The sequence below is a fragment of the Zunongwangia endophytica genome, assembly GCF_030409505.1.
In the GTDB taxonomy this organism is placed as follows: Bacteria; Bacteroidota; Bacteroidia; order Flavobacteriales; family Flavobacteriaceae; genus Zunongwangia; species Zunongwangia endophytica.
The window spans coordinates 3038823-3063827 of record NZ_JAUFPZ010000002.1; the positions used below are offsets into that span (position 1 = coordinate 3038823).

Annotated in this window: 26 protein-coding genes; 14 read left to right on the forward strand and 12 right to left on the reverse strand. The window is 35.9% G+C overall.

Translation table 11 applies throughout. The features are described 5' to 3' along the window. The first annotated feature begins 70 nt into the window (after positions 1-70). The 5 genes from QWY91_RS13260 (at position 71) to QWY91_RS13280 (ending at position 3886) form a co-directional block, all read left to right on the forward strand. Positions 71-424, forward strand: a complete 354-nt coding sequence (locus tag QWY91_RS13260) for a hypothetical protein (RefSeq protein ID WP_290235851.1) — start codon at positions 71-73, stop codon at positions 422-424. Positions 425-527: 103 nt separating this feature from the next. After that, positions 528-1010, forward strand: a complete 483-nt coding sequence (locus tag QWY91_RS13265) for a hypothetical protein (RefSeq protein ID WP_290235853.1) — start codon at positions 528-530, stop codon at positions 1008-1010. A gap of 127 nt (positions 1011-1137) precedes the next feature. Next, positions 1138-2277 (forward strand): CNNM domain-containing protein, encoded by a 1140-nt coding sequence (locus tag QWY91_RS13270; protein WP_290235854.1) that lies wholly within the window; start codon positions 1138-1140, stop codon positions 2275-2277. After that, the gene (locus tag QWY91_RS13275; protein WP_290235856.1) at positions 2225-2701 is read left to right on the forward strand and encodes a methylated-DNA--[protein]-cysteine S-methyltransferase; all 477 of its coding nucleotides are present in this window, start codon (positions 2225-2227) and stop codon (positions 2699-2701) included. Before QWY91_RS13270 ends, QWY91_RS13275 begins: the two co-directional genes overlap by 53 nt. A gap of 36 nt (positions 2702-2737) precedes the next feature. After that, positions 2738-3886, forward strand: coding sequence for a serine hydrolase domain-containing protein (locus QWY91_RS13280; RefSeq protein WP_290235858.1), 1149 nt, complete (start codon positions 2738-2740; stop codon positions 3884-3886). 73 nt (positions 3887-3959) lie between these two features. Here the strand turns inward: QWY91_RS13280 and QWY91_RS13285 are convergent, their stop codons facing one another. After that, complete coding sequence (locus QWY91_RS13285) at positions 3960-5870, reverse strand: S9 family peptidase (protein WP_290235860.1); 1911 nt, start codon at positions 5868-5870, stop codon at positions 3960-3962. Between the two features lie 162 nt (positions 5871-6032). Between QWY91_RS13285 and QWY91_RS13290 the strand changes: the two genes are divergently transcribed. Next, positions 6033-6860, forward strand: a complete 828-nt coding sequence (locus tag QWY91_RS13290; RefSeq protein ID WP_290235861.1) for an ankyrin repeat domain-containing protein — start codon at positions 6033-6035, stop codon at positions 6858-6860. An 88-nt stretch (positions 6861-6948) separates the two neighbouring features. Next, complete coding sequence (locus QWY91_RS13295) at positions 6949-7671, forward strand: 3'-5' exonuclease (protein WP_290235863.1); 723 nt, start codon at positions 6949-6951, stop codon at positions 7669-7671. Here the strand turns inward: QWY91_RS13295 and QWY91_RS13300 are convergent. The 7 genes from QWY91_RS13300 to trhO all read right to left on the reverse strand — a co-directional run bounded on the left by QWY91_RS13300 (position 7666) and on the right by trhO (position 14892). Beyond that, the gene (locus QWY91_RS13300; RefSeq protein WP_290235864.1) at positions 7666-8319 is read right to left on the reverse strand and encodes a CoA transferase subunit B; all 654 of its coding nucleotides are present in this window, start codon (positions 8317-8319) and stop codon (positions 7666-7668) included. The genes QWY91_RS13295 and QWY91_RS13300 overlap by 6 nt on opposite strands. Then, positions 8273-8722, reverse strand: a complete 450-nt coding sequence (locus tag QWY91_RS13305) for a four helix bundle protein (RefSeq protein WP_290235866.1) — start codon at positions 8720-8722, stop codon at positions 8273-8275. Before QWY91_RS13305 ends, QWY91_RS13300 begins: the two co-directional genes overlap by 47 nt. 110 nt (positions 8723-8832) lie before the next feature. Continuing rightward, positions 8833-9525 carry a CoA transferase subunit A gene (locus QWY91_RS13310; protein ID WP_290235868.1) on the reverse strand — a complete coding sequence of 231 codons (693 nt, stop codon included), beginning with the start codon at positions 9523-9525 and terminating at the stop codon, positions 8833-8835. Positions 9526-9669: 144 nt separating this feature from the next. After that, a complete protein-coding gene (locus tag QWY91_RS13315; protein ID WP_290235870.1) occupies positions 9670-11988 on the reverse strand; it encodes a penicillin-binding protein 1A in 2319 nt (772 codons plus the stop codon). Between the two features lie 5 nt (positions 11989-11993). Beyond that, positions 11994-12485, reverse strand: coding sequence for a gliding motility lipoprotein GldH (locus tag QWY91_RS13320; protein WP_290235872.1), 492 nt, complete (start codon positions 12483-12485; stop codon positions 11994-11996). Further along, complete coding sequence (locus tag QWY91_RS13325; RefSeq protein ID WP_290235874.1) at positions 12475-13647, reverse strand: PSP1 domain-containing protein; 1173 nt, start codon at positions 13645-13647, stop codon at positions 12475-12477. Before QWY91_RS13325 ends, QWY91_RS13320 begins: the two co-directional genes overlap by 11 nt. A gap of 213 nt (positions 13648-13860) precedes the next feature. Next, positions 13861-14892: an oxygen-dependent tRNA uridine(34) hydroxylase TrhO gene (trhO, locus tag QWY91_RS13330; RefSeq protein ID WP_290235875.1), complete on the reverse strand. Its 1032-nt coding sequence runs from the start codon at positions 14890-14892 to the stop codon at positions 13861-13863. Positions 14893-15158: 266 nt separating this feature from the next. Here trhO and recA point away from each other — a divergent pair, with 266 nt between their 5' ends. The 4 genes from recA to QWY91_RS13350 all read left to right on the forward strand — a co-directional run bounded on the left by recA (position 15159) and on the right by QWY91_RS13350 (position 19105). Further along, the gene (recA, locus tag QWY91_RS13335) at positions 15159-16178 is read left to right on the forward strand and encodes a recombinase RecA (protein ID WP_290235876.1); all 1020 of its coding nucleotides are present in this window, start codon (positions 15159-15161) and stop codon (positions 16176-16178) included. Positions 16179-16297: 119 nt separating this feature from the next. Then, positions 16298-16804, forward strand: a complete 507-nt coding sequence (locus QWY91_RS13340) for a hypothetical protein (protein ID WP_290235878.1) — start codon at positions 16298-16300, stop codon at positions 16802-16804. Between the two features lie 274 nt (positions 16805-17078). Continuing rightward, entirely contained in the window at positions 17079-17621 is a 543-nt protein-coding gene (locus QWY91_RS13345) for an RNA polymerase sigma factor (RefSeq protein ID WP_290235880.1), read from the forward strand. Then, complete coding sequence (locus QWY91_RS13350) at positions 17618-19105, forward strand: porin family protein (protein ID WP_290235882.1); 1488 nt, start codon at positions 17618-17620, stop codon at positions 19103-19105. The genes QWY91_RS13345 and QWY91_RS13350 overlap by 4 nt, the downstream gene beginning before the upstream one ends. Positions 19106-19109: 4 nt before the next feature. On the opposite strand, the gene QWY91_RS13355 is transcribed toward QWY91_RS13350, so the two are convergent. After that, positions 19110-19853 (reverse strand): lysophospholipid acyltransferase family protein, encoded by a 744-nt coding sequence (locus tag QWY91_RS13355; RefSeq protein ID WP_290237103.1) that lies wholly within the window; start codon positions 19851-19853, stop codon positions 19110-19112. 75 nt (positions 19854-19928) lie between these two features. On the opposite strand from QWY91_RS13355, the gene trpS reads away from it, so the two are divergent. Continuing rightward, positions 19929-20897 carry a tryptophan--tRNA ligase gene (trpS, locus tag QWY91_RS13360; protein WP_290235884.1) on the forward strand — a complete coding sequence of 323 codons (969 nt, stop codon included), beginning with the start codon at positions 19929-19931 and terminating at the stop codon, positions 20895-20897. Here trpS and dprA read toward each other — a convergent pair. Then, positions 20894-21994: a DNA-processing protein DprA gene (dprA, locus tag QWY91_RS13365; protein WP_290237104.1), complete on the reverse strand. Its 1101-nt coding sequence runs from the start codon at positions 21992-21994 to the stop codon at positions 20894-20896. The genes trpS and dprA overlap by 4 nt on opposite strands. Before the next feature lie 97 nt (positions 21995-22091). On the opposite strand from dprA, the gene QWY91_RS13370 reads away from it, so the two are divergent. Together QWY91_RS13370 and QWY91_RS13375 are read left to right on the forward strand one after the other, a co-directional pair. After that, complete coding sequence (locus QWY91_RS13370) at positions 22092-23027, forward strand: HU domain-containing protein (protein ID WP_290235886.1); 936 nt, start codon at positions 22092-22094, stop codon at positions 23025-23027. Between the two features lie 57 nt (positions 23028-23084). After that, positions 23085-23597, forward strand: a complete 513-nt coding sequence (locus tag QWY91_RS13375; protein ID WP_290235888.1) for an acyl-CoA thioesterase — start codon at positions 23085-23087, stop codon at positions 23595-23597. A 2-nt stretch (positions 23598-23599) separates the two neighbouring features. On the opposite strand, the gene QWY91_RS13380 is transcribed toward QWY91_RS13375, so the two are convergent. Next, positions 23600-24241, reverse strand: a complete 642-nt coding sequence (locus QWY91_RS13380; RefSeq protein ID WP_290235889.1) for a hypothetical protein — start codon at positions 24239-24241, stop codon at positions 23600-23602. A 22-nt stretch (positions 24242-24263) separates the two neighbouring features. Then, a complete protein-coding gene (locus QWY91_RS13385) occupies positions 24264-24950 on the reverse strand; it encodes a hypothetical protein (RefSeq protein WP_290235890.1) in 687 nt (228 codons plus the stop codon). Between the last annotated feature and the right edge of the window lie 55 nt (positions 24951-25005).

Genomic DNA, 25005 nt, shown 5'->3' on the forward strand with positions numbered 1-25005 from the left:
GTCTTCACCAACCTTAAAAATAGGCTATCCCATTTGTAATTCAGATTCTACTTTTTCGTAAATTTACTTTGTGAAATTCAATAAACTACATATCTCTTTTTCGTTGGTGCTTATCGCCTTGTTAAGCGCTACAGGAATTTCACAACCTAACGCTTCTGCTTTCATTTATGATGCTGCTCAAAAAACTTCGCATCATCTTAGAAAACACGATAGTTCTAAAGCTTTTGTATTTGAAGAATCTGGGAATTATAACCTTCAGTTTGATCAGGAAGATCAGATCACGTTTACTTCGGTTTACGGTACTTATTTTAAGTTAGATTCCGCAGATTTTCATATCATTCCTTCTCAGAATTCCTGGACTTATCTTCAGGATCATAAGAGTAAATTAGCCACTCAGATATTTCCTTTTCATTTTTTCACATAAGTTGAGTTTTTCTTCTTCGGTGCTGTTCTTCAGCAAAAATCACGTGCAGTGCCTTAATTGAGAAAGATGCACAAATCGATAATATTAATAATTCAATATAAAAATGGATACTTCTTCAACAATAATCGGAGTTGGCCTTTTAGTACTATTTATAGGACCAATTCTTTTCGTACTTTACCGACAAGGCGCTAAAGATATGCGCAATAGAAAAGCCTTAAAAGCTTTAGCCAAAGAGCACAATTTGAATTTAGATTACACCGAGATTTCGAATTCGCTAGTGCTAGGTTTGGATAAAAATAAACATCAACTTTTAGTTTTAGAACCTATTAATGCGATGCAACATCAAATTATCGACCTTTCTCAGGTTACTAAAAGTTCGATTATTAAACGCAGTGTTTCATTTCTGGAAAATGATACCCGAAAAAATAAGGTGATCCAAATTAGTGTAGAACTAAAGGCCAAAAGTGACTTAAAACAGATTACAGAGATTTTATTTTACGACGAGGATGGCGTAGAAAACGATGATATGGAAACAAGACTTTTCACGGCTTCCCGATGGAATGATCTTATCCAGGCCAGCCTATAATTTATTGATCCATTGAGAAAAAGCTGTAATTTAGAATTCAATTACAGCTTTTTTTATTTTATAATTTCTTTCAAACTAATTAAGTTTTTAATTCCTAATTTAGATTTTTTAAAAACTAAAATTTCAAATGGGATTACTCCTGCTATTTGCTGCTTTTTCGATATTTTTCTCTTTTATGTGCTCTATTTTAGAGGCTGCACTTCTAAGCTTCACCCCTTCTTTCATAAAAATGAAACGACATGAAGGGAAAAAATATGCCGAGGTTTTAGCGAATTTCAAAAAAGATATTGATAAACCGCTTATTGCGATTCTAACCATAAATACTGTGGCTCACACCGTAGGATCTATATTGGTAGGTGTACAGGCCGAAAAAACTTTTGGTGATGGTGGAAATGCGGTAGGAATCGTATCTGGTATATTAACCTTAGGGATTTTAATTCTTTCTGAAATTATACCAAAAACCCTTGGAGCAACCTATTGGGATCGAATGGGATCGTTTACTGCAAATACGCTAAGGGTGATGATTGCTCCATTGAAATACACCGGAATTTTATGGTTGTTGATGCTTACCACAAGATTGATTGGTAAATCGGCAAAAGTGAATACCATGAGCAGGGAAGAATTTGCTGCAATTACCGAGGCTGCCGAAGAAGAAGGTGTTTTTGAAGAGAACGAAAGTACGGTAATTAAAAACATGTTGGTTTTTAAATCTGTAGAAGCGAAGGATATTATGACGCCGTTTTCTGTAGCGATCACAGAAGACGAATCGATGAGCATAGCAGATTTTCATCATTCTCATAAAAACCTGAAGTTTTCCAGAATCCCGGTTTATAAGGAGAAATCGAATAATATTTCAGGTTTTATTCTGAAGGATGATGTGCTGGAAGAAATGATAAAGCAAAACGGTGAATCGAAGCTAGATTCTTTAAAACGAGAAGTTTTTGTGACTACTGCTGAAGTTCCCATCCCCGACTTGTTTGATATTTTTATAAGAAAACGTACTCATATTTCTATCGTAACCGACGAATTTGGAAATGTTGTTGGTCTTGTTACCATGGAAGATATTATCGAAACCTTACTTGGTTTAGAGATTATGGACGAGAGCGACAGTATTGAGGATATGCAAAAACTTGCCCGTAAAAACTGGGAGCGAAGAGCAAAACGTATTGGCTTAATCCAACGAAGAGAAGAAGCACAACCAGAAGAATTAGAAAATGAAAAGCACGTACCTGAAAACTCCTCTGGGGACAGCAAAGATAACGGGTAACGAAGAAGGTGTTTCTGAAATTAAGATTACAGAAGAAGCTGAACTTCATCCTGACGACGATCTCCCGGAGTGTGTAGTACAGGCAGAAATTGAATTAGCGGAATATTTTAATCGGAACCTTCAAAACTTCAGCTTTAAGATGAATCCGAACGGAACGCTTTTTCAGCAAAAAGTATGGAAAGCTTTATCTGAAATTCCTTTTGGAAAAACCTGTTCTTATTTAGAACTCTCAAAAAAACTTGGTGATCCTAAAGCAATACGAGCGGTAGCCGCTGCAAATGGGAAGAATCCGCTTTGGATTGTGATTCCCTGTCACCGGGTAATTGGAAGCGATGGTTCATTAACCGGTTATGCCGGCGGACTTCATCGTAAAAAATGGCTTTTAGAGTTAGAAAGTCCGGCACCGCAACAAAGCTTATTTTAATAGAAATAATTTCTACATAATTCTTAATTTTAGAAAATGAAAAAACTACTACATTTTCTAAAATACCTCATCGGAATTATAATCGTACTCGTCATTCTAATCTATGCTTTAGATTATAATTATATTTTTAAAGGAATACGAGTTACTTATCTTAAAGGACATAAAACAGCTTATATTGATGATTATACCGAATTTGATAATCGTCTAATAAAAGCAGATAGTTTGAATCCGCAACCTTGGCCAGAAAGCAGCGCTTATAACTCCGTTAGCGCCAGTGATTCTTTAGAAAGTCTTAATCGAGAACTGAATACGGCCGCGTTTTTAATTATCAAAAATGATAGTATCTGGTTCGAAAAATATTACAATCAATATTCGGCAAACAGTAAAACAAATTCCTTTTCGATGGCTAAAAGTGTTGTGGTAGCACTTTTAGGTAAAGCTATACGCGATGGGTATATTACGAGCATCGATGAGCCGGTGAGTCATTTTTTTCCACAGTTTGATATAAGACTAACTGTTGGCGATTTAGGTTCGATGTCTTCTGGTCTTAACTGGGACGAAAGTTATTACAATCCCTTTGGGCAAACAGCAAGAGCATATTTAGATGATAATATCAGAAAACTAATCTTAGATCTCGAAGTCGTAGATACACCCGGTAAGAAATTTAAATATTTAAGCGGAAATACAGAGCTGTTGGGTATGGTTCTAGAAGAAGCTACAAACAAAACTTTATCACAATATTTAAGTGAAAGCTTTTGGCAACCACTAGGAATGCAAAGCAATGCCTTATGGCAATTGGACAGCGAAGAAAGTGGAATGGAAAAAGCCTATTGTTGTATCGCCAGTAATGCCCGAAATTTTGCAAAATTTGGGAAGCTTTTTATGCAAAATGGCCAATGGAATGGTCGTCGCCTTATGAATCCATCTTTTGTTCGCAAAATGAAAAATCCACGTTTTGAGGATGCTCCTTATTACGGATACGGACTTTGGCTTAGCTATTATAAAGACAAAGAGATTTTCTATATGCGCGGTATTTTAGGGCAATACGTTATAGCAATTCCTGAAGATGACCTGATTATTGTTCGTTTGGGACAAGGGCTAAAAAAGCGTGAAGGAGAAGCAAAACATAGCCCAGACTTTTACCAGTATATCGATGAAGCTTATAAAATGTTGGAAGAAAAATAAAATTTCTAATCAAATCTAAAAAAAGCCTCGCAACAAAAATTGCAAGGCTTTTTTAATCAAGATTATAAGTTATTTAAAGAGTTTCTTCTAACCATTTAAAAAATTCACTTTGCCATACTAAAGCATTTTGTGGTTTTAGTACCCAGTGATTTTCATCTGGAAAATATACCAGCTTACTTTTTAAACCTAATAATTGAGCGGCCTGATAAGCACCTAAACCTTGCTCTATCGGCACACGATAATCTTTTCCTCCCTGATAAATCAAAATTGGGGTATCCCAATTGGCTACTTTAGTAATCGGGTTGAATTCGTTATAAGCCTTCTGCGCATCAGCATTATCTTTTTCCCAATATGGGCCTCCAAAATCGTGATTCACAAAGTATATTTCTTCGGTGGTGCCGTACATACTTCGTGTATCAAAAACACCATCGTGCGCTATAAAAGTTTTAAATCTGTTATTATGAATTCCGGCCAAATAAAACACCGAATATCCTCCGTAACTTGCTCCTACTGCGGCTAAACGTTCTTTATCGACGTAAGGTTCTTTAGCGACTTCATCGATCGCAGAAAGATAATCATCCATAACCTGGCCTCCCCAATCTTTACTTATTTCTTCATTCCACGCAACGCCGTGTCCCTGCATACCACGACGGTTTGGCGCCACTACAATATAGCCTTGTGATGCCATGACCTGAAAATTCCATCGGAAAGAATAAAATTGGGATAGTGGAGATTGCGGTCCACCCTGAGCATATAATAAAGTTGGATACTTTTTAGAAGCATCAAAATTAGGTGGTAAAATTACCCAAACTAACATCTCTTTGCCGTCGGTAGTTTTCACGTATCGCTTTTCTACTTTCGGTAAATCTAATTCTGCGTATAATTCTGTATTTAAATTCGTTATTTGTTTAAAGGTTTTCTTCTTCAAATCGAAACTAAATACTTCAGCTGCATGATTCATATCGGTTCTGGTCACCAATAGTTCATTTTTCTTTTCAGCAATAATTCCGGTAACGTCAAATTGTCCTTCAGAAAGTTGCTCAACTACCGCTGCCATTCTTGTTCTTCCGGGATAATTCACTTTGAATAACTGAATGGTACCATCTACCGAAGCCGTAAAATAGATTTCCTTAGCGTTTTTAGCCCATAAAAAGCTATTCACTGTACCGTCCCAATTGGCGGTAAGATTTTGTTTTACGCTATTGTCTAAAACAACGATATCATTTTTATCAGCCTCATAGCCATCTTGTTTCATTTGTAACCAGGCTGAAGCGCCTTCCGAAGAGAAAGCAGGATTAGTATCATAACCCTTATTCTCTTTGGTGATATTTTCGGTCTCTTTAGTTTCTAAATTATACTTATAAATATCGGTATTTGTACTTGTAGCATACTCCTTACCTTTCAATTTTTTAGAGACATAATAAATGCTCTTCCCGTCTGGAGACCAGCAATAATCTTCTTCGCCGCCAAAAGGTTTCTGCGGACTATAATATGGCTCGTTAGGCATAATATCTACACCAGCACTATCTTCTTCAGTCACTTTTTTGTAAAAAACATGAGTAAAGCTTCCGTCTTGCCAGGTGTCCCAATGACGAATATCTAAATCTGAAAATACATACGCATCAGATTTATCAAGGTTCTTGTAAAGATCTTTAGATTTTACATCTTCTAAATGCACCTCTTTATGAAAGAGCTTATATTCACCATTTGGGGAAATATTTCTGTCTTTCCCAATTGCCACCTCATCCTTGGTAATCTCTTTGGCTGTTCCGCCTTCCGCAGGAATTTGGTAGTATTTGGTAGCCATATCATTCTCCTCGATATTTGGGATCGAAACTTTGTAATATAGTTGATCGCCATTTTTATCTAGGCCTAAAACGCTAATTCGTTCTACTTGCCATAATTTCTCGGGAGTCATTCTCTGTTGTGCAAAACCAATCGACCCACTAACCACTAAGCTCATAAATAGCACTAATTTTTTCATAGATTTATAAATTATTACATCTGTCTTAATACCAGATACAAGTCACAAATTTAAGTCTTCGTCTATTAATTTACTACGTAAAAAGATCAATTCTAATTTAACGCTTTAGAAGATGAAAGATCATAGTAAAAGAATATTTTTGCAGCCTCAAAACTACCCGTAATGCTTCGAAAATTAATATTCTTCTTTCTTATTATTTCCCTTGCCGCCTGTAAAACTGCCGAGATCGAAAAAGTGGATGAAAATCAACTTCAGGAAACACATAAAAAACTGCTCTCATTTATCGAAAATGACTCGGTTGCTGCTTTTAAAAATCTGTTTGAAGAAAGTAACTTTCAACCCAATCATGCCAATCGCGGCACAACATTATTATTTAAAGCTGTTGGAAAAAATAACCTGGAAATTACCCAATTTCTATTGAAAAATGGAGCCGATGTTAATTACATTTCGAATTACGGAACTGTAATGCACTGGGCTTTAGAAACCGATCGCATTAAATTCGCTGAATTATTATTGAACAGTGGTTTTGATGCTTCCGTAGAAAATAAGATGGTTAAAAATCCGGACCCCTTGAATGTAAAAGCGGCGTTTCTAGTTAATGAAGATGATAAGAATATTAAGCTTTTTAGAGAATTATTGAAACACGGAATGAATCCGAACTTAAAAGATAGAACCGGTGCCAGTGCACTTATATTAGCCTGCTATTTCGCTAATTCTGATTTGATTTCATTGCTTTATAAAAATGGAGCAGATATGAATATAAAAGCGATTTCCTGGAAAGACAACCCGAATTTCACGCCTACAGAATTTACTATAAATCAATACACGCCTTTGATGATCGCTACGCTATTTGAAAAAACAGCGGTAGTCGCTCAATTACTAGGCTATCCTGAAGTTGACCAAACTATTAAAGGACTAAAAAACAAGAAAACCGCTTACGATATTGCTTTAGAAACTAAAAATGATGCTTTAATTGCATTATTTGAATAAGCAAAAGATGATCTTCTAGAAATTTATATGTTCATTTTGATATTTCAGCATTAAAATAGTAATTTAAAATACTGAATTTCAGACTAAAATGAATTTAGAAAAGCTAAACTTAGAACACGTATTATTTCTGGATATTGAAACAGTGCCGGAATATGCTTCTTTTGAAGAATTAGAGGACATTAAGCAAGAACTTTGGGCTGAAAAAACCAAGTATATTCGGAAAGATGACTATTCTGCGGAGGAATATTATCCAAGAGCAGGAATTTGGGCCGAGTTTGGTAAGATTGTATGTATCTCGGTAGGATTTTTAAGTTTGAAAGATGAGAAAAGAGATTTTAGACTCAAAACTTTTGCTGGTGAAGAGCAATCGATTTTAGAAGATTTCAGTCAGCTTTTAAATGACCATTTCAACAAGGCTTATCATTTGCTTTGTGCTCATAATGGTAAAGAATTTGATTTTCCGTTTATCGCTCGCCGAATGATTATCCACCAGTTAAAACTTCCGCAGAAATTAAACAATACCGGCAAACGCCCATGGGAAATTCCGCATCTAGATACGATGGAATTGTGGCGCTTTGGCGATTACAAGCATTTTACTTCGCTTAAACTATTAACGCACGTGTTGGGAATTCCTTCTCCCAAAAACGATATTAGTGGTTCTCAGGTTTACGAAGTTTTCTATCACGAAAAAAATATACAGCGAATTATCGAATATTGTGAGCGTGATGTCATAGCCATTGCTCAGATAGTTCTAAGACTGAAGCAGCACAAGCTCTTAGAAGACTCAGAAATTAGTTCTGTTTCTTTATAAACTCATTTCTGGAACTTCACCTTCTATAATTAATTTACCTTCTGTAGCAGCGATTATTTCTTCTACCGGAACTCCGGGCGCTCGTTCCAAAAGTTTAAATCCGTTTTCGGTAACTTCAATTACGGCAAGATTTGTAATGATCTTCGTAACGCAACCAACACCGGTTAGCGGCAAGCTACACTTCTTAAGCAACTTTGATTCTCCGGCTTTATTGGTATGCATCATCGCAACGATGATATTTTCTGCGGAAGCTACTAAATCCATCGCACCGCCCATTCCTTTTACCATTTTACCCGGAATTTTCCAGTTGGCGATATCTCCTTCTTCGGAAACTTCCATCGCTCCCAAAATCGTAAGATCGACATGTTTACCGCGAATCATCCCGAAACTTAAAGCAGAATCGAAGAAACTTGCACCCGGCAATGCGGTAATGGTTTGTTTCCCCGCATTGATAAGATCGGCATCTTCTTCACCATCAATTGGGAAAGGTCCCATACCTAAAATTCCGTTTTCACTCTGAAATTCTACCTGAATATCATCGCGTACAAAATTGGCTACCAAGGTTGGAATACCAATTCCTAAATTCACATAAAATCCATCCTTAACCTCTTTGGCAATTCGTTGTGCTATTCCGTTTTTGTCTAACATGCTTTTGATATGTTGATTTGTTAATGTGATAATGTGTGAATAGAAATAACATTTTTTTCTTATTTGTTGAAATGATGCGGCTTAATAATTTTTGGATCGAGAGTAATTTGTCATCCATAGAAATATCATAATTTGTGATATGTATTGATGATTTACATAATAAAAGCCAATATTCAACTTCTTTTGCTTCTTTATCTGCGACTTTCAATTTATGAACAAAATCTTTTCGACTTTCTGAGGATTGTGCTTCCCATATGTTTGCTCCTACAGAAGTACCACTTCTCACAAGTTGGGAAGCAATATCGTAATGCTGTTGAACTCTGAGTGTTTTAGAATAATCAATTATACTGAGTGCAAACTCTACAGATAAATTTAAAATTATATTTTCTTTTTTAGATTCCATAGAAATTTACAACGTCTATACATTCTCAAATTATCTTATCAACACATTTTCAAATTGTCAAATCATCAAATTAACACATCAGCACATTTTCTAATCGTCAAATTATCCCATCACCTCACTGTTCTTTTTTCTATTCGCTTTTCGTAGTTTTTGCCTTCAAAAATTCGTTGTACAAATATCCCCGGAATATGTACAAAATTAGGATCCAGTTCGCCGGGTTCTACTAGTTCTTCAACCTCAACGACGGTAACTTTTGCGGCGCCGCACATCACAGGATTAAAATTTCGTGCTGTTCCTTTAAAGATCAGATTACCGGCCTTATCCCCTTTCCAGGCTTTTACAAAAGCAAAATCGGCTTTAAAAGCTTCTTCTAAAACGTACATTTTCCCATCGAACTCACGAGTTTCTTTTCCGATCGCAACCTCAGTTCCGTAGCCAGCGGGAGTATAAATTGCTGGAAATCCCTGTTGTGCTGCCTGGCATCGTACTGCTAATGTCCCCTGCGGAATTAATTCAACTTCCAATTCTTCACTCAACATTTGTCGTTCAAATTCAGCATTCTCGCCTACATAGGAAGACACCATTTTATCAATTTGTTTTTTCTGAAGTAGAAGTCCTAATCCAAAATCATCGACACCAGCATTGTTGGAAATACAGGTTAGGTTTTTAGTATTCAACCGAACAAGTTCTGAAATGGCATTCTCGGGAATTCCGCTTAATCCAAATCCACCAAGCATAAAAGTCATCCCATCATGAACTCCCTTTAAAGCTTCAGCAACATTATCTACCGTTTTATTAATCATCGACTACTATTTTCCTCTAAAAATAAAGAAATTTCAAGATAATTCCAATATTTTAAAAAGTCTTCAATATTAACTTCCGAAGTAAAACAAAAAAAGCTCAGACTGAATGACCAATCTGAGCTTTTAGAATTTAAGTTATATTTTTTAGAAATCTAATTCTTCTATTACTCCGCTATCGGCGTTGTTAGATTTCCCGTAAGAATCACAATCTACAGAAATGGATAGATTTTCAGGTCGTTCAAAGTCATCTTGGGAGATATTTAGATCTTCATTTGCATAAACGCTCTTCATATACATTCCCCAAATTGGTAATGCCATTGTAGCACCCTGACCGTATGTAATCCCAGGAAAATGTACTGCACGATCTTCAGCACCTACCCAAACACCAGTTACGAGATTTGGTACCATTCCCATAAACCAACCATCACTTTGATTTTGTGTAGTTCCGGTTTTTCCAGCAATAGGATTTTTAAAGTCATAAGGATAACCTGTTACCGCTCGCTTATAATCTAGTCTAACTTCTCTACCTGTTCCTCGTAAACGTGCTCCAGATCCATATCTAGTTACACCTTCCATCAGGTTTACCGTTACATACGCCGCTTCTGCACTCATCACATCATGCGTTTCTGGAACATTTTGGAATAAAACGGTTCCATTTTTATCTTCGATTCGTGTAATCAAAACAGGTTTAACGCGAACGCCCTTATTTGCGAAAGTGCTATAAGCACCCACCATATCATAAAGGCTTATATCTGCAGTTCCTAATGCAATAGCGGGGCCTGTTGGGAAATTATCGGTATCAATCCCCAATTTTGTAATTAAATTGATCACATTCCCAGGAGTAGTCTTATCGATAACTCTAGCGGTAACTGTGTTTACAGAGTTTGCCAGCGCTTCCTTCAAGCTCATCATCCCTGAATATTTATCGCCACTACCTGAATTTCTAGGAGACCAATCTTTAATATTCCCGAATTTCCCTGCCGGAATTGTAAACCTATTTAATGGTAAGGTATCACAAGGAGACATTTTTAATTGATCGATCGCTGTCGCATACACAAAAGGTTTGAAGGTAGAACCTACTTGACGTTTTCCTTGTTTTACGTGATCGTATTTAAAATGCTTAAAGTTTGTTCCGCCAACCCAAGCTTTTACTTCTCCCGTGGTTGGATCCATAGACATTAAACCAGACTGAAAGAAAGATTTATAATATCTAATGGAATCTCGTGGCGTCATTGTAGTATCGATATCCCCTTTCCAAGAAAAAACTCTCATTTCGCGAGGTTTGTCGAAAGACGCCATAATGGTTTCTTCAGACTTTCCTTCCTTCTTCATTTTTTTGTACCGCGCAGATCTTTTCATGGATCCTTTGATGATATTATCAATCATACTTTGATCGATATCTCTAAAAGGAGCAGTTCTTTGATTTTCGTTTTGGCGATCAAATTCCTTTTGAAGTTTTGTCAAATGTCTTTGTACAGCATCTTCAGCATACTCCTGCATTTTAGAATCGATACTGGTGTAGACCTTTAAACCATCTTTATATAAATTATATTTTTCACCATTTGGCTTAGGGTTTTCTTCTGTCCAATCTGATAAAAACTGACGGGTATATTCCCTAAAATAAGTTGCGATACCATCATCATGACCTTCAGGAGAAAATTCAATTTTCATTTCAACCTGTTGCAAAGAATCCTTTTGCTGCTCTGTCAAAAATCCATTTTTATACATCTGAACAAACACCTGATTTCTTCTTTTTTCTACTAAATCTGGACGACGAACAGGATTGTACAACGCCGAGTTTTTTAGCATCGCTACTAAAACAGCCGATTCTTCTAATTTTAAATCGGCAGGTTCTTTATCAAAATAAATTCTAGATGCAGATCGCACACCTACCGCCTGATAAAGGAAATCGTATTTGTTTAAATACATGGTAATAATTTCCTCCTTTGTATATTGTCTTTCCAAACGAGTAGAAATCACCCATTCTTTCATTTTCTGAAGAACACGCTCAAAAGTACTTTCTGTAGAGAAATCATCGGTAAACAATTGCTTAGCTAACTGCTGCGTAATTGTACTTGCTCCACCTTTAGATCCCATATAGATTGCTGCACGCGCGGTACCACGGGCATCTATACCAGAATGTTTGTAAAAACGCTCATCTTCTGTAGCAACTAGCGCTTGTACTAAATGCTGCGGAAGACTTTCGTATTTTATTGGAGTACGGTTTTCTCGGTAATATTTACCAAGCGTTTTCCCGTCTGAAGAGATAAGCTCTGTTGCAAGATTCGTTTCCGGGTTTTCCAGTTCATCAAAGGTTGGCATTTTACCAAATACCCCCCAACCTGCTAATAGAAAAAAGAAAACGATCGCAAGAACTCCGACACTAAAGAGGGTCCAAAATCCTACGATATATTTGCGATTACTTTGCTTGGGTTTAGTTTGCTTTTTACGAGATTCAGCCATTTGCTCTAATTATTCTGTGTCGTTTTTTCTATTCTGAAACCAACATCTGTGATTCCTTCTAAATTGTCTATTCCGTCAACATCACCATTTTTACGCATGGCATGTCTAATATTCACCTGATATTCCCCTGGTTCTTTGAAGTTCACATTTTCTTTGTACCAGAGTTTATTTTCTTTTACATCGCCAAAACCTGTACCAAGCCATTCTCCGTTCGGTTCAGCCATCTTATATTCTAAAGTATCACTGATCACCTTTCCTTTTGGGAATTGAATTTCAGTAATTAAATACAAATTGCTATACTTAAACTTGCTATTGTTTCTTATATCAATAAACAGATTATAGGCTTTTAAAGAATCTAATTCTCCAATGTTAAACGTAACTATAGAATCTTTATTCCACTCGTCCACAGATTTATATTCGTCGTAAACCCTTTTGGAGTCACAACTGCATAACAACAAGCTGAAAATGGTAAAAATCAGAATAAAATTACTTCGCATTATTTGAGGAAGATGGATTATTTTTCTTTCTTCTTTTTTTATTTCTACGTTTCTTTTTGCCCTGTTGTGGTTTATCAAATCGAGTTAAACTATCCTGACCAACCACATTATTGAAGTCTGGCTTTTCTTCTTCCATCTGAAGTACTACTTCAAATTCTTCAAGACTTCCTATACTTTCTCGTTTCTTATTCGCAGCGATAATTTTATTTGCTTGCTCTGCAGTTAGTTTATGCCACGTCATCCACTCCCCTTCATAAGCATACCAAAGAAATCCTTTAAAAATATCGATTTTCTGGCATACTGCGGTACCCTTTTTTGTGTAGAGTTTGATGTCTGTTTTGGGGAAAGATTTAAGACACTCTAAATACGTATCTAACTCATAATTAAGACAACATTTAAGCTTACCACATTGTCCTGCGAGTTTTTGCGGATTTAAAGATAATTGCTGATAGCGCGCTGCACTAGTACTTACCGATCTAAAATCTGTTAACCAGGTAGAGCAACATAATTCACGCCCGCAAGAACCAATACCACCAAGTCTTGCAGCCTCTTGCCGAAGCCCAATTTGGCGCATTTCTATTCGCGTACTAAACTCTCGCGCAAATTCTTTTATTAACTGGCGAAAATCAACACGATCATCTGCAGTGTAGTAAAATGTCGCTTTTGAGGCATCTCCCTGAAATTCAATATCGCTTATCTTCATACTAAGATTTAAGCGAATTGCAATTTCCCGAGCTCTTGTTTTAATTTTTTCTTCTCTGCCTCTAGCTTCTTCCCAAATATCAATATCCTTTTGGGTCGCTTTACGGTAGATTTTTAAAACCTCCTCGCTATCTATGCTTACCTTTTTCTTTTTCATTTGGATTCGCACCAATTCTCCGGTAAGACTTACAATCCCTACATCGTGACCTGGGGAAGCTTCTGTAGCAACCACATCACCCATGCTTAGGGTTAGATTTTCATTATTTTTAAAGAAATGTTTTCTTCCGTTCTTAAAACGTACTTCAACACAATTAAAAGGTTCTACTCCGTTAGGAAGGGACATATTAGAAAGCCAATCGAATACGGTTAGTTTGTTACAACTATCTGTTCCGCAGGTTCCGTTACTTTTACATCCTTTAGGCTTACCGTCTTCACCGGTAGAGCAACTGCTACACGCCATAAATGTTATATATCTTGATAAGAAGCTTTAAAAAAACAAGTTCATTTAGTTGAAAAAATCTGATATCCCGACCATCATTCTATCCTAAATTGCGGGACCTCAAAGATCTATTTCAAAAATTTGCTTTCTAATTCAGCTTCTTTAGGTTTATAAATCAGTTCTTAAACAGTAAAGATACCAATATTAATTGGCATCACCATTTAGAACGAAATCTTAACTCTTATATTTTAAAACTTCAGAGCGACCTTTCTTGAAAATTTTATTGCTGTTTCTTTTTCCTTTTCTAAGCTCTTTTTGCTCTTCGTAAGGTAGATCATGAACTTTCATACAATCTTCACTACAGCAATTATTCATTTCCATAGCACAATCATCGCACTGAATAAACAGTAAATGGCACGCTTCGTTAGCACAATTTACATGGTGATCGCAAGGCTTACCGCATTGGTGACAATGTGCAATCACATCTTCGGTAATACGCTCTGATCGACGATGATCGAAAACAAAGTTTTTACCAATAAATTTATTCTCTAATTGTTGATTCTTAACCTGGCGGGCATATTCTATAATTCCGCCTTCTAATTGGTAAACATTTTGAAAACCACGATGCTTATAATATGCACTCGCTTTCTCACATCTAATCCCACCGGTGCAATACATCAAAAGATTTTTATCTTCTTTATGCTCTTCCAAATCCTGTTCGATAATAGGAAGCGAATCTCTGAAGGTATCTACATCTGGTGTAACAGCTCCCTGAAAATGACCAATTTCACTTTCATAATGGTTTCGCATGTCTACGCAAACTGTCTTAGGATCGTCTAACAACTGGTTAAAAGTTGCGGCATCAACATGAATTCCTTTGTTTGTAACATCAAAGCTTGCGTCATTTAAGCCATCAGCTACAATTTTTTTACGTACTTTTATTTTTAGTTTCAGGAAAGATTTCGCATCCTGCTCGATCGCAATGTTTAAGCGGCAACCTTCCAGAAAATAAATATTATCTAAAAATGTTTTAAACTCGTTGAATTTTTTGGCAGGAACCGAAAGTTGTGCGTTAATACCTTCGTTAGCCACATATATCCTTCCTAGAACATCCATACCATTCCAGGCAACGAAAAGATGGTCTCTAAAAAGTTTAGGGTTACCTATTTTGGCATAGGCATAGAAAGAGAGCGTTAGCCTGTCTTCACCGGCTTCCTCGATCAAAGCTTCTCTTTCTTTAGCGCTTAGTTTATTGTACAGTTGCATGCTATACTAATTTTAAGAATTAAAGATTTTTTTGCAAAGATACTAGAAGCTTAAAACTAAACAACAAGCGTTAAGAAAAATCTAAAGTTCCATTTTTTTAAAATTGAAGAAAAAATTGAATACCTCAACCTATGCCAGGGTTTGTTTTCAGTAGCTTGATTTTGTATCTTATTGCATCAAAAAATTTATGATTACTAGCCAATTATTAATTGTGACCTAGTAAAAGTTATAGTAATTTAGCAACTTGCAAAAAACAGGAGAATAACATGAGTAACGATAAAGAAAAAGAAGCGAAATTAAAAGCACTAAAGCTTACCCTGGATAAGATGGATAAGACCTACGGTAAGGGTACGGTAATGAAAATGGGAGATCAGGCAGTTGTTGATGTTCCTTCTATTTCTACCGGTTCTTTAGGTTTAGATTTAGCACTAGGTGTTGGCGGTTACCCAAGAGGACGGGTTATTGAAATTTATGGTCCTGAATCTTCTGGTAAAACAACGCTTACATTACATGCTATTGCTGAAGCACAAAAAGATGGCGGTATTGCTGCTTTTATTGATGCAGAGCATGCTTTCGATAGATTTTATGCTGAAAAATTAGGTGTAGATATAGAAAATCTAATTATCTCTCAACCAGATAATGGAGAACAAGGTCTAGAGATCGCGGATAATTTAATTAGATCTGGAGCTATCGATATTATTGTAATCGACTCGGTTGCAGCACTTACTCCAAAAAGTGAGATCGAAGGAGAAATGGGAGACTCAAAAATGGGGCTACATGCTCGTTTGATGTCTCAGGCGCTTAGAAAATTAACTTCTACAATCAGTAAAACGAACTGTACAGTGATTTTCATTAACCAGCTTCGTGAGAAAATTGGAGTGATGTTTGGAAATCCTGAAACAACTACTGGTGGTAACGCACTTAAATTCTATGCTTCAGTACGTTTAGATATTAGAAGATCTACCCAGATTAAAAACAGCAGTAGTGAAGTAATGGGTAATAAAACCAGGGTGAAAGTGGTGAAAAACAAAGTTGCCCCGCCATTTAAAACTGCCGAATTTGATATTATGTATGGTGAAGGAGTTTCTAAGATTGGAGAAATTATCGACATCGGTGTAGACTACGAAATCATCAAGAAAAGTGGTTCTTGGTTTAGCTACGAGGATACTAAGCTTGGTCAAGGTCGTGATGCGGTAAAAACCATCTTAAAAGACAATCCAGATTTAATGGATGAGCTAGAAGTAAAAATAAAAGATGCTATAAAGGTTGCGAAAGAAGAAGCTTAAACAGCTTAAAATCAATTTTCTATATAAAATCCCCAACTTCGGGGATTTTTTTATGAATATATCACGCAACCCTTTCTAATTTTTTTCATCTAAGCAACATAAAACCCAAAAATACAAAGATGAAAAAGCTTAGTTTATTATTAGTTCTTGCCATCACTCTTATTAGTTGTAATAGTGATGACGACGGTCCAAGCATCGCATACCAGTACGCCAGAATCACCAACCACAACTTGCCTGCTTTTATTGATTATGAAGAAAGCTACGATATAAAAGCAACTTTTACGCTACCTGATGCCTGCCATACTTTTTATGCATTCGATGGAAAATCTTACGAAAATGAAGATGAAGAAAATATCCTGGTTTATGATATTGTGGCTTTAACATCCTACGATCCAAATGTTACAGAGTGTACAGAGCAAGCAACTAGTTTATCTGAAACTGAATCTTTATTCAGAAATGGCTTCAAACTAAATACTGTTACCCAAAATGAAGATCGCTATGATACTGTTAGATTTCGTTTTGTAAACGGCATTAATACTGCAACAAATGAATATGAGTTTATGACTGTAAATGTCCCAGTTGGAGAACCAGAAACAGAACCTACTCCTGAAGAACCGGCAGAATAAAAGATTAATAGTCCATTTTAAAAAGCTGAAATTATATAATTTCAGCTTTTTTTATTTTCAGCTACGCAACCTTTTAGATTTCAGTGTATCTATACATTATAAACCATAAATAGAAGTATTCAGCAAAAAGAAAAATAACTGCAAGAATCTTTATCCTAACAACCTATCTAGAAGAATAGAGTAAGCTTGTTTTTATTAAATTACAGTTTGTATAAAAATCTGATGAAAACCAGATAACCAACGCATAAGTAACCAACTAAACTCACATGATTTTTTGACGCTAGAAAAGCTCATAAAAAGATGTAAAAAAAAGGATATAAAAGCTCAAGAAGAACTTTACCGGTTATACTCGGGGAAGATGTTCGGCTTATGTTTAAAATATTCTGATAGCTACCAGCAGGCCGAAGATAATCTGCAGGATGGCTTTATGACCATATTTGACAAAATTGGTCAATACAATAATTTAGGATCGTTTGAAGGTTGGATGAAGAGAATTGTAATAAATACCGCTTTACAAAAGCACCGAAAAGAAAAATTATACAGTATCACAAACGAAGATCAGGTAGAAGAACCTTCAGTGGAATACGAAGAATCTTCATTACCCTTAGATTTTTTATTAAAGATTGTACAACAGCTACCGCAACGCTATCGAGAAGTATTCAACCTATATGTTTTAGATGGCCATTCCCACAAAGAAATTGCGAGTATGCTTCAGATTTCAGAAGGTACTTCTAAATCTAATTTATCACGAGCTCGACATATTTTGAAGGATAATATCGAGAAAAGTCAAATTAATTCTTCTGCAAAAACCCTATGAAAGAGAGAAAGAATATAGATCGCCTTTTTCAGGAGAAGTTCAAAGATTTTGAACAAACTCCCAGAGAAGAAGTATGGAAAAATATCGCGCAGAAATTACAGGAAAAGGAAGAAAAAAAGCCTGTTATTTTACCATTTTGGTTTAAGCTTGGCAGTGTAGCAGCTATTTTAGCGCTCATTATAACCGGTGCCTATTTTTACCAAAATAACGTTGCAAATATTACAGAACCTCAAATCACCATTGATATTGAAAAATCAGCGCTACCAAATATCGAAATGCCAGTAGATTCTACTTTAAGAAGCGCTAATAAAACGCTTGATGAGCTTTCTGAAAGTTCTGAGTATTCGAATACTGAAGATAAGGTTTCCACAAATAATTCAGGCGCAATTGCAAACCAAAATAATGCTATTAGAAATAATCAAAACTCATCTTCAGATAATAGCATTTCAGCAAAAACAGAAAAAAATTCAAAAAACAACAATTTACATCAATCAAAAAAAGAGCAACAATTAGCGAATCTTGAGAATAAAATTCAGGATAATCCTAAGGAAAAAGCCCAAGATCGAATAAGCGAAGAAGCGGTGACTTCTTCAGCAAAAAAGAAAAAAGAGAATCAAATTGCTATTGCAGATTCTACTAAGTTTAATGATCAGGAAAAATATGAAAAAGCAGTAGCGATTCTTGAACAAGATCAAAACAAAGATGCTACTACTGAAGAAATAAAAATCGCATCCAATAAAACAGGGAAAATTAGTATTTCTCCTTTTGCAGCTCCTGTGTATTACGATAATTTAGGAACTGGTAGTCCTTTAGATCCAGATTTAGCCGGCAACCAAACTAATAGCGAGGTAACGATGTCTTACGGAATCAAATTAGCCTACGCTATTTCTGAAAAAGTAAAAATACGTTCGGGTATTAACAAAGTGAATATGAATTATAAAACCCAGGATATCGTTTATAATTATGCTATGGCTTCTAACAATCTTGCTAATATTAATTACGAAAACGGAAGCGAGAATATCAAAATTACGAGCACCAATTCGAGAGGTAATGGTGGTTATGTTTTTGATAGCCCTGTGACTTCTCCTGAAGCTAATAATTTTTCTATGTTGAATGTCCCTGTAGAATCGGGTTCCATAAATCAAAGTTTTGGATATATTGAAGTTCCGCTTGAAATCGAATACAACCTAATCGACAAAAAAATTGGATTAAAACTAATCGGCGGTGCCAGTAGTTTATTTTTAGACGAAAACTCGGTTAGTGTTACTTCTAAAAATGGGGAAATTGAGCTGGGAGAAGCAAATAATTTAGAAAAACTGAGTTTTACCACGAATATTGGGATGGGAGTAGATTATCAACTTAGCGATCATTTTCGTCTAAATTTAGAGCCGACATTCAAATACCAATTAAATAGTTTTAATAATGTAGATGGGGTGAATCCTTTTTTCTTCGGACTTTACACAGGATTTAGTTTCGAATTTTAAAAAATTAAGTTACGGTTGGGTTGTTTAATTCCTGAAGAATAACCTTTCTGTTTTCCAGCTTTAATGCCTTACGGTCTTGCTGAGTTTTCCCTTTGGTCGATATAAAATCGTGAATCTTAACTCTCAACTTGCCGGGACTTCCAGAAAAGAAAGTGTAGGAAAAACGCTTTTTAGTATCATGAAATGTTAGCGGAACGATAGGTATTTGGTGGTCTATAGCCAGTTTAAAAGCTCCTTCTTTAAATTCGTCTAAGACAATACTCTCATCGTCGGGAACGCCACCTTCCGGAAAAATACAAATGCTATTGCCTTGCTTTAATCTTCTTTGCGCTTCATTAAAAACTGCTTGCCTACTTTGTGGATTTTTGCGATCTACAAGAATACAGGTTCGTTTATAGAAAAATCCAAAAATGGGAATTTTCACTAGTTCTTTTTTTCCCACAAAAACAAAAGGATGGTTTATGGTAGAAAGCATTAGCATGATATCAATAATAGAGCAGTGATTGGCGACAAACATATAGCTATAGCCTTTTTCTAATTTCTGCCGACCAACAACTTTACGATAAAACCCCATACCGAAAATGATAAACTTAGCCCAGATTCTTGCACAAAAGAAGAATTGAGGATAAAATCGCTCGGATGAAGTAAATACAATCAATATCGGTAACATAATGATTATTGGCACTACGAGTAAAACATAGAACCAGATTCTCCATACTGCAATAGCAATATTTTTTAGAAAACGCATAGGTTCCAAAAGTAGTAAATACAATCAAGTCAATTCCACAAAAAAAGTACCTTTGTATAAAAATTTAATTACTACATGTCTAGAATACTAACGGGAGTACAAAGTACAGGAACACCGCATTTAGGAAATTTGTTGGGAGCTATTATGCCTGCAATAAAAATGGCAAACAGCCCAGAAAATGAATCCTTCATTTTCATTGCAGATATGCATTCTCTAACGCAAATTAAAGATGCTGAAACTTTAAAAAACAACACCTACTCTGTTGCTGCCACCTGGCTTGCCTGCGGTCTTGATATCGAAAAAACAGTTTTTTACAAACAAAGTGATATTCCACAAACTAGTGAGCTTACCTGGTATTTGAGCTGCTTTTTTCCCTACCAGCGTTTAACTTTAGCCCACTCGTTTAAAGATAAATCAGATCGTTTAGAAGATGTAAATGCAGGACTTTTTACGTATCCTATGCTTATGGCTGCAGATATTCTTTTATATGATGCTGAAGTGGTTCCTGTTGGGAAAGACCAATTACAACATTTAGAAATTACGCGCGATGTGGCTTCTCGTTTTCACACAAAAATGGGCGAAACCTTTGTAATTCCTGAAGCAAAAGTAGAAGAAAATACCATGTACGTTCCCGGTACCGATGGTTCTAAAATGAGTAAATCGCAAGAAAACACCATTAATATTTTCCAGACCGATAAAAAACTGAGAAAGCAAATTATGGGAATTCAAACCGATAGTACTCCGCTTGAAGAACCTAAAAATCCAGACACTTGTAACGTATTCAACATCTATAAATTATTAGGTTCTAAAAAGCAAACTGCCGACTTACGCCAAAAATATGAAGCTGGTGGCTTTGGTTATGGGCATGCAAAGCAAGCTTTGTTCGAATTAGTAAAAGAAACTTTTGCTGAACCTCGCGAAAAATATGAGTACTACATCAACAATCTTGAAGAAGTTGATAAAGCGCTAGCCGTTGGTAAAGAGAAAGCAACCACAGTAGCGAATGATGTTTTAAAACGTGTACGCACAAAATTAGGATACTAAATAGCTTCAAATAATTTACCAGGCAAAGGTCTAATAACACCTTTAAGTTCCATATTCAGTAAAATTGAAGCCGTTTTAAAAGTTGGGAAATTGCAGTAGAGCGCTATAGTATCTAATTGTGATTTCCCTTTTTCTTTTAAATGATCGTAAATTTGCTGCTCTTCAGAATCTAAATCGACAAATAATTGCTGCTGGACGGGCTTTATTTCTTCCTGAAGTTTCCATCCTAGCATATAGACTAGATCGGCTGCACTACTTAACAAATGGGCGTTGTTCGATTTAATAAGTTCGTTACAACCTTTACTGTATTTATCACCGGGACGACCGGGGACGGCAAAAACTTCGCGATTGTAAGAGTTTGCAATATCCGCAGTTACCAAACTTCCGCCCTTCTCGGCACTTTCTATAACTACCGTAGCTTCACTTAAGCCAGCAATAATTCGATTTCTCTTTAGAAAATTATTTCTTCCGAAGTTATCGGTACTCCAAAAATCGCTAAAAAACCCACCATTTTCTAAAACACTATCTACATATTTTGCGTGCACTTTTGGATAAATTTGATTAAAACCGTGTGCTAAACAACCAATAGTTTGTAAATTATTGGCGACAGCTGCTCGATGCGCCGCGATATCGACTCCGTATGCAAATCCAGAAACAATTATGGGATTAAGCGGACTCAGCTCTTCGATAAATTGTTCGACAAAAGATTTGCCAGCGCTGGTGATTTTTCGTGTACCTACAATACTTATAATTCTGTGATTTTCAAGCTGAATTTTTCCTTTAGAAAACATTAAAATTGGAGCATCATGGCAGTATTTTAATTTTTCAGGATAGTTATCTTCTAAGAAATAATGGGTCTTTAATTGTTCGTCTTGGATAAATTCGAGTTCGCTTTCTGCCGCTTCAAAGTTCGTAGGATCTAATAATCCTTTCAGTTTAAGCGCTCCAATTCCTTCAATTTTTAATAAATTTTGTCGCTTTTCTTCGAATATAGCCCTAGCACTTCCTAACCTCGCTATTAATTTCTTTGCGGTCCTATCTCCCAGATTAGGAGCTTTTTGCAGTGCTAAGACGTATTTTAGATCATTAAAATTCATCCCATCGCTTTCCTCTAAAATTAAACAAAAAAACATTTGTTAATAAAAATTGTTTCTCTATTTTTATATACTTCACTTTCGTGTTATTTTTGCAATTATGATAATAGCTAACTACATACAGGATTTACTTTACCGTTACGAGTGCGTTATCGTACCGGGATTTGGTGCATTTTTATCTCAGAGAGAGTCGGCGTTTCTTGATGCTGAAACCAATAATCTTTATCCACCAAAGAAAACGGTATCCTTTAATCGTCAGTTAGTTAAAAACGACGGCCTATTAGCAAATTACGTTGCTGATGCTGAAAGCATTAATTATACGACAGCGCTTAACAAGATTGCAGATTTTGTACATCAGTTAGAAACTTCGCTAAAAGATCAGGATAAAGCTGAAATTCCTAATATTGGGCAGTTTACTGTTTCTGAAGATTTTACACTTCAATTTGAGCCTTTTAATAAAGTGAATTATCTGGCAGATTCTTTTGGTCTTGATGTTGTGAATTCAAGTAAAATTCAACGTGAAGTTTACAAAACTCAGGTTCAGGAAATTGAAGAAAAAGCACCTATCCACTTTACTCCGGAAAGAAGAAATAGAAAAGCTGCTTTTCTTAAATATGCTGCTGTAGGAGTTCTTTTCCTTGGACTTTCGGGAATGGCTGGATTAAATATTTATAGCAATAAGGTTGCAGAACATAATATTGCTGAACAACAGGAAGCTGAAAACCAGTTACAACAGCAAATTCAGGAAGCTACTTTTGTTATTGATAATCCATTACCGGCCATTACTTTTAATGTAGAAAAGCAATCTGGCGACTTTCATTTAGTTGCAGGAGCTTTTAGAGTGGAAGAAAATGCCGAGAAAAAAGTAGACGAACTAAGGAAGGAAGGTTATAAAGCTCGACTTATCGGAGCAAACAAATACGGACTTCACCAAGTGGTATTTTCTAGCCATAAAACCAGACGTGATGCAGTAAATGCGCTTAACAAACTAAAGCGTGAAGACAAAGCAGCCTGGTTGCTGGTACAGGAACTTTAATCTTTTTTTAGTGATATTTACCTAAAAGCTCACTATTATTGCCAAAAATTGGCAAATATGGATTTAAAGTACCCAAAAGATTCTAGAACTACACTAACCGACCTTGTTTTACCAAGCGAAACTAATCCCCTAAATAATTTATTTGGTGGTGAATTGCTAGCGCGTATGGATCGTGCCGCAAGTATTGCAGCAAGAAGACATAGTCGCCGTATTGTAGTTACTGCCTCTGTAAACCATGTTGCTTTTAATAGAGCTATTCCTCTAGGAAGTGTGGTAACCGTTGAAGCAGCTATTTCTAGAGCCTTTAAATCGTCTATGGAAATCTTTATAGATGTTTGGGTAGAAGATCGTGAAAGTGGTCTTAGAAGCAAAGCAAACGAAGCAATTTATACCTTTGTAGCCGTAGATGAAACAGGAGCTCCGGTACCTGTGCCTCCCCTTAAACCGGAAACCGATTTAGAGAAAGATCGCTTTGAAGCCGCTTTACGAAGAAAACAACTAAGCCTTGTACTTGCAGGAAAATTGAAGCCTAACGATGCTACTGAATTAAAAGCATTGTTTAAGGACTAAGTTTAGCCATTAGGGTTATGCAAATGAATGCGTAACCCAACTCCAAAATCCATTAAAATATGATCGTTTAAATAATCGTCATAGGCCTCATTTTTTATATCCAATTTTAAAAAATAAGGGGAAACTTTTGCGAAAATCGCCAAGGTTTGATTGAAGCGATAACCAAAGGCTACTCCTAGCTTATAACTTATCCCATTTTCCCAAAAAGAGTTTGAAGAAAAATCCACCAAATTTCTAAGATTTACACTTCCAATAGCTCCTGTTAGCTGAACATTCATTTGCCGATCAATAGCGTAGTAATATCCTAATTCAAGGCCATATTCGTTGAATCTTGTTTCGCTTATATTTCCTATTTTTTCAATATTAGTGACTTCGCTCCCATGCCATTTTCCATAAAGACCAATAGTAAATTCGGGAACAATAAACACGTGTACACCAAACTGAATTCCCTGATCTAGTTGATAATCGTTGCCAAAACTAGAGTCACTCATTCCTAAAGGATAAAAAGTAGATAGCTCAAAATAAATTGTTTCAGGATCTTCTGGTTGATACCAGTTTCGATGTGCAACTACCTCAACATCGCTTTGTTGCGCCAGAAGAAAAGTGTAGCTAAAAATGCCGAATATGAATAGTAACTTTTTCATATAAAAAAGGATGGTACTGGAACTAAAATTCAAAATTAAAATTGTTGATTTCTGAAGTCACTTTTACAATCGTATCCTTTTCTACTTCAGTGTTTGCCGTGTATTTGATTTTTATGCTAGTGCCTTCAGGAACTGAAATTGTATCCTTAAAATTTCGATTCTCTTCATCTAAGCTTAGATAATTTCTAATATAATTTTTAGAGAAGAAATTGGTTTCTTCAGCATCATACAACCCTAAAGATTGATTTTTCTTACGATATTCCAACACAAATTCAAGGCTATCGGTTTGGTTTCCCATAGCGATATTCAGACTTATGTTCTTAATCTTACTTAACTGGACAAGCTTAAGGTTAATGATTCCATCTCTTCCTTCAATATTTAGGGAATCAATAAAACTAAGCGATGAATAACCGGGAACGTAATCTTTAGAATATTCTGGATTAAAATTGATGATTAGACCGCGATTGTAGGAAACCAGCGATACAAAATCTACTCTTCCTAAATTTTTACTTTTGGCTTCGCCTAAAACATGATATTCTAATGCTCTATCGGTAGTTACATTTACCGGAATATTTTTTAAAGCAACACTATTGGAATCGGTTAAAGTTGCAAATACTGCCAATCGCTGATTTTCGGTGACGAGCACATCATCGCTGGTACAAGCGGAAAACCCGATTATAAATATAATCGCAACACTTATTTTTTTCATAATCTAATATTACATCAAATAGATGCTAAATACTAAAAATGGTTGCTTTAAACCT